Here is a 6,462-nt window from a genome sequence, read left to right as displayed (position 1 = left end):
GGCTCGTCGACTTGAAGTTCACCTGGTCAAAGTTTTTGATGTTGCCCGCCGTGACGGTGTCATAGACGTTGAGGGTGTTGTTCGTCGTGACAGCCTTGCTGCCGCCGTAGATGGTGCCAATTGTAGTACCCGAATCAACGGCATCTGCTTCACTGCCGAGGTTGACGGTGTTGCCCGTAGTGGCTCCCGTCCCTGCCGTCCATCCACCGTAGACATCGCCCATCGTGCCGCCCGTGACGGTGACGGTGTTGCCTGTCGCATTGCCTGTCGCTGCGGCATGGGAAAGATACCCGCCGTAGATGCTGCCGCCGACGCCGGAAAGGGGGGCGACACTGCCGCCCGCGATATTTACGTTGTTGCCCGTTGCGTTTCCGCTCGCTGCACCGGTAAAGCCGCCGTAGATGCTGCGTACGGAGCCCGCTTTGAGGTTGACGGTGTTGACGGTGCTGTCGTTCTTTGCCGCAGCGGTCGTACCCGTCCCCGCCGTCCAGCCGCCGTAGGCATCCCGATGGTTCGTGCCGTTGATGGTGAGGGTGTTCTTGGTAGTGGTATTGCCGATGACGGAGCGTCCCGCCCAGACATCCTTGCTCGTATCGCCGGTCGTCGGTGTGGTATCAGCATCCTTGAACTGGTAGCCGCCGAAGAGGATCTGCTTTGCCGTCGCTGTGTTGGTGTCCGTGTCGATGGTGTACTCATGCGTTCCGTTCGAGGAGATTTCCTTCGCACCGAGATAGTTGCTGAGGATGATGTTGCTGTTGTTCTCCATCAGCACGGACTGTCCGCTCGGTGCATCCCCTGTGTGGATAAATTTGTTCCAGTCGAGGTTGGTCACAGCACCGCCGACAAGCTTCAGCATGGGATTCGCCTGGTTGAATGTGCTGTTGAAATTGAACTTCACCATGCCGAAATTGGCGATGTTGCCCGCCGTCGCGTTGGTGTTGACGTTCAGAACGTTATCGGTGTCCGCCGTCTGATTGCCGCCGTAGATGGTACCCGTAACGGTGGTGACACTGTTTGTGGTGCCGCTGCCGAGATTGACGGTATTGCCCGTGGTCGCCCCCGATGCAGTGTGTCCGCCGTAGACGCTGCCGCTGACAGTACCGCCATACAGGTTGATGGTATGCCCCGTCGCTGCACCTGTGCCGGCGACCTTGCCGCCGTAGACCGTGCCGCCGACCGTTCCGGCAGTGATCTTGACAGTGCTCTTGGTCGCGTCACCGATGCCGATGCCCGTGAGTTCCGCGCCGTAGACGGAGCCCGTGACAGCACTCCCGATATGGACGTTGTTCGCATCGGCACTGCCGTTCTTTGCCGTGACTTTTGCACCATAGGCATTGGCAAGTGTGCCGCCCTTGACATCGAGCGTGTTCTTTGTTGCAGAACCCGCCGTCTGATAGGTGCCGTCGCTGTTGTGCTTTTTGTTCTCGACGAGTCCGCCGTACGCACTCGTCGCATTCCCTGTGAAGGTGAGCTTGTTGTCCGTAACTGCCTGTCCGCTTGCTGTGCGTCCCGCCCAAGCCTCCGGATGACTGGTTGTTTCGCTGTACGTCGCCGTATGATTGCGGAACTGATACCCGTCGATGTAGACATCATGCCCTGCGCTGGCCGAATGATTGTCTGTGTCGATGATGTATTCGAGGTTGCCGACAATCTTCTCCTTTGCACCATACGGCGCATAGTTGCTGAAGGTGATGCCGGAGCCGTTGTGCATGGCCTTGAAGAGGTGTTTCTCGTAGGTGCTCGGTGTGAAGGTGGTGCTGCCGGGGTTCACTTCGACCCCTGCCCAGTCAAGGCCTGTGGTGGGACCGCCGCTGATGGTGAGAAGGGTATTCGGTGTCGGACGGGTGACAACCGTGGTACTGTTGAGGTTGAACACGGTCTTGCCGAAGTTCTGAACGCCGCGTGCCGTAATGTTCTGCGTGTTGACGTTCAGCGTGTTGCCGGTCATGACGTCGCTCGCTGAGCCGCTCGATGCGCCGCCGTAGATAAAGGCGTTGCTGAGGGTGGGCGCGTTAAACGTGCCGTCACTCTTGCCGAGGTTGACGGTGTTGCCCGTCGCCTTGCCTGTGCCGTTCGTATAGCCGCCGTAGATTTCGGTACTGCCGCCGAATGTTCCGTTTTCGATGTTGATGGTGTTGCCCTTGGCGTCACCGTCCGATGTGCGGTTCGGCGTCACTTGCGTATTCGTCGCGATGTAGCCGCCGTAGACCTTGCCGCCTGCATTCACCGTGCCGCCGGTGATGTTGACCGTGTTGTTCTTCGCGTCGGCTTTCGCGGCGGGATCGACCAACGTAGGATTTGTCTTGCTCGTCGGATCCACAAGCAGATGCACGCCCTCCGTGTAGCCTGCATAGCCGTTCGTCACAGAAGCTCCATCTTTGAGATTCAGCGTATTGAAATCCGATCCGCCATTGAGTGCCTTGGTGTAGCCCGCGCGCGCGTTTGTGTAGCTGATGGACACATGCGCGGACGTCTCCTCGATGTTCAGTATGTTGTGATTTGTTGTGTTGCCATACTTGGAACACCCCGCATGGATATCCGTTCCGCTCACCGTCGGTGTTTCCGTTGCGTTTTGGAATCGGTCGCCATCGAGGGAAAGTTTGGTTACACTAACCGTTCCCGTACCGGTTGTATTGGCGAATTTGCCAAACTCATAGTCGCCGACATTTTTAATGAGCATAGGGGTATAGTTTTGAATAGTAAAAGCATTAACTCCCTGTCTCAATGTAAGTGTCGGTTTGTTGATATTATGATTAGCTAAATATGTTACCCAATCGGCTAGCCCGTCAACGGTAATATCCTTCCACTTAAAATCATTTGCCCCTGTATAAGGCTCCGCTGTGAGCATCGTAGCTCCTGAGTTAACAGTTGAGTTTAGGACAAATTTCAGCTTTTCAAAATTAGCTATCCATACATTTGCATTTGCATTACCGCCACCTATTACTTGCAACGTATTTCCGGTTCTTTCATCTGCACCGGGCTTATCACTCTTGCCGCCACATAAAAGTCCTGCACTATAATAGGACGATGATGATGTAAATGTACCGCTCAGCGTGACTGTATTTCCCGTTGCATCCCCGTTTTTTGCATATCCTCCATATCCCGCAGTAGTAGGATTTGAATAAAAATCCACCGTATTCTTAAAAATTAGCTCATTCCCTGTGGCATCCCCTGTTAAAGACTGATTATACCCACCATATACCTTTAAGCCAGGTGTTGTCCATGTGCCGCCATCTACCGTCAGCTTATTTCCATTCGCATCTCCGTGATTCGTATTCGTCGGATCCATTAAGGCTCCGCCCGCGATTGGATTCGGAAGGGGACTCGTCGAACTATCAATCGTCACGTCGCCGCCCGTCACATCTGCAGCATATGCGTACTTCAAATCTGAGAAGAATGTACCCCCCCCCCCCCCCCCGCGGACAGAGCAAACGCAACGAGAAGCGACAGCTGTCGTTTGTTTTTCCGATTCTTTAACATGACAATCCCCTCCATGTCATTCCGTTCCGACTATAGCTATCCTATAGCACTATTGTCCTAAATATACTCTTCCTCTCATCTGCTGTCAATCATATTTTAGGGAATCACTGATAAATAGTGGATAATCACAGCCAGCTGATCCGCCTCCTTATCAATCTGTATTGCCGTCCGCCGGACGGCTTTTTTTATCGAGTTTTTCGCGGATTTCCTTCTCACGCGCCTCACGCGCTTTCTTCTTCTCCTTGATCCTCTTTTCATAGGCACGTCGATCCACGGCTTCCAGATACTCATCTGGGATTCTCTCAAGAGCCTTCGGTTCGACGGCGTAAAGCTTCTTGAAATACTCCTGCGCCTTTGCCGTCTCCTCCATCTCATCATAGAGTTCGGCGGCAATCAGATAGCCGTACGGATTCTTCGCGTCCGTCTCAATCGCCTTGCACGCGTCGGAGAGTGCCCCCGTGCGGTCGCCCATCATGCGCCGAACATCACTGCGATTCAGCCATGTGTAGACATCCTTCGGATCGTCCGCAACGCCCTTGTCCGCATCCACACGCGCCTTCTCCCAGTCGCCCTGCACGGCGTAGGCACGCGCACGGATGACATGACTGAGTGCGCGGCTTTCATCGTGTGCAGAGGCAAAGACCCGCTCCATCAACGCAAGGGCTCGCACGCTGTCGCCATAGTCGCTGTAAGCATCGCTGTTCTCGCGCATCTTCTTGATCGCCTTCGCATCGGCATTCTCCACCTCCACGCGCTCTGCTGCATGTGCGTCCGCGCGGACTTTCTCCGCCGCACGCAGCTTCTCCCGTGCACCGCTTGCCGCTTCACCTGCATAGGCATTGTGTACGAGCGTTTGCAGAAGTGCCCCCGCCTTTTCCTTTGCGAGGAAAAATATGAGGAGCTCATTCACGCGTGGGGCGCCGCCAATCGTCGCGCCGCCGTCCCGCGTCAACGCAATGTTCCATGCTGCCGCCGTATCGTAGTCGTGAAAAGCACGCGTAAGTGCCCCCGCCACGAGGTAGGCATTCTCAGGGCTGTTGTCGTAGTCCTCATCCGTCCACGTCACCGTGAGGAGCGGTGTCCCGTCGATACAGACCGTCTTGCGGTCGGTCACGGTCACATGACCTGCGCTGTAGTCCGTCATGAAGCCCGCCAGTTTTTCCTCGCGGCGCTCCGTCGCAGGGTGATCCGAGAAATCATCCTGCGGCAGATTCTTCTGCGTCGGATCCTGATATTCCTGGAGATCCTGCGTTACATACGTCAGATAATAGCCCATGCGTGCCATCGCCGCCGCACCGCCGCCGGGGTTGAACCCCGCACTCGTCATAATGCGAAAGCCACCCTCATCCGCTTCGTACTCTGTAGGGAGCGTTACATTTTTTGCAACGGAGTACCCCACGAGAGCATTCAGCTTGTTCCAGTCCATCAGACCGAAATTCATATTGAGAAAGCTCATCCCATAGAACTGCGCCGCCGCTTTTGCATAGTTGTGTGCGCTGTGCTGGCGCAGCCCGTGCGTCATCTCATGCCCGAGCACGGCGGCGAGTTCGTCCACGTTGCCGCCGAGACCGCGAATCAGCCCACGATTGATGCTCACATAGTCCGTCGGATAGCAGGCGGCGTTAAAGACGGAGCTGTCCGTCACCGCCCATGTAAAGGGGAGCGAGTTCACGCGCAGCACATAGTCGCCGTCCCGCACGAGCCGCTCCATGATCCCGTCCACAAGCGCAATATCGTTTGCGTTGCGCGCACGCCCGTTTTCCGCAATGTCCTGTCGCTCGCTCTGCACCTGTGCGTTCACATCATTGCCGAGTGCGAGCACCGCGCCAAGTGCCGAGTGATACGCACCAAGCACGCCAAGTGCCTGCGCCGCAATTCCCCACGCGTCGATCGCCTCTGCACGCGCAGGTGGGAAGAGTATCGCTGCTGCAATCACGAGAACCGAAAGCATTGCTGCCGCTGTTTTCCGCATCCTTCACCTCACATTTCTATTGCGTACGCAGTATAACAAACATTTCCTAAAACAGACTGAAAGTCCCAATACAAAAGGCACAGGCAAGTGTTTGTCCGCCTGTGCCGATCCTCATTTCATATTGTACGTCTGGAGAAAGCGCGCGCTCTCAAGATCGTTGTGCGCCATGCAGTAGTCCACCGCCGTCTTTCCGTCCTTGTCGCGCACCGCAGGGTCTGCACCCGCATCGAGCAGGATCTTGAGCAGATTCTGCCGCACGCCGGAGTCGATCCACATCTTTGCAAAGTACATCAGCGGTGTCGTCCCGCTGCCCGCCACATAGTTCACATTGATGCCCTGCGCGATCAGGTAGCGCATCACATTGATATCGTCTGCGGATGAGCCGAGTGTAAAGAGCGCATTGAAATAGCCCGGGCCATAGTCCCACGAAGTCCCGTTGATGTCCGCGCCCCAGTTGTGGAGATACTGGACGAGCGCGAGGTCATGACGATCCGCCGCCTCCACGAGATAGGATCGTACGCGATAGTTGCCCGCATCGTAGACATAGCCCTGCACATCTGCGCCGCGCTCCAGGAGGAACTGGATCGTCGTGCGGTTGTTCTTCTCGAGTGCACGCCCGAGCGGCGTTGTCCCCTTGTTCCTGTAGTACGCGTTGATGTCAACGCCCTTGTCGAGCATCAGCTGGATCGTATTGTAGTCCGCCTTGTCGATCGCGAGGAACAGCATATTCTCATCTGTTGTAAGCTCGCGGTCAATGATGGGCGTTGTAATGCGACCCGGAACATAAACGGCGGGACGCGTCCCAACAGCAGATACGGATGCAGGTGCGGTTGTCGCCGGCGATACCACGGGTGCATCCGCAAAGTATACGCCGCCCGCCTCCACCGTCGGTGCAGACATATTGCTGCCTACGGCAAGAACCGTCGCCATCATCGTCGCGGTCATAAATTTTTTCATCTTGGATGTACAATCTAAGTGCAACACAATTTAACAAAAAAAGGACTCATAAC

Annotated in this window: 3 protein-coding genes; all 3 read right to left on the bottom strand. The window is 55.9% G+C overall.

Annotation, left to right across the window (positions count from 1 at the left end; translation table 11 throughout):
- A partial coding sequence (locus tag ACO6BQ_RS11690) for a beta strand repeat-containing protein (protein ID WP_489121130.1) occupies positions 1-2,680 on the bottom strand: 2,680 nt, incomplete at its 3' end.
- A gap of 951 nt (positions 2,681-3,631) precedes the next feature.
- Entirely contained in the window at positions 3,632-5,452 is a 1,821-nt protein-coding gene (locus ACO6BQ_RS11685) for a M48 family metalloprotease (protein WP_489121128.1), read from the bottom strand.
- A gap of 111 nt (positions 5,453-5,563) precedes the next feature.
- Positions 5,564-6,397, bottom strand: a complete 834-nt coding sequence (locus ACO6BQ_RS11680) for an ankyrin repeat domain-containing protein (protein ID WP_489121127.1) — start codon at positions 6,395-6,397, stop codon at positions 5,564-5,566.
- Between the last annotated feature and the right edge of the window lie 65 nt (positions 6,398-6,462).

The organism is Centipeda sp. (in: firmicutes), assembly GCF_057271695.1.
This window is presented reverse-complemented; position numbering and strand designations above follow the sequence as displayed.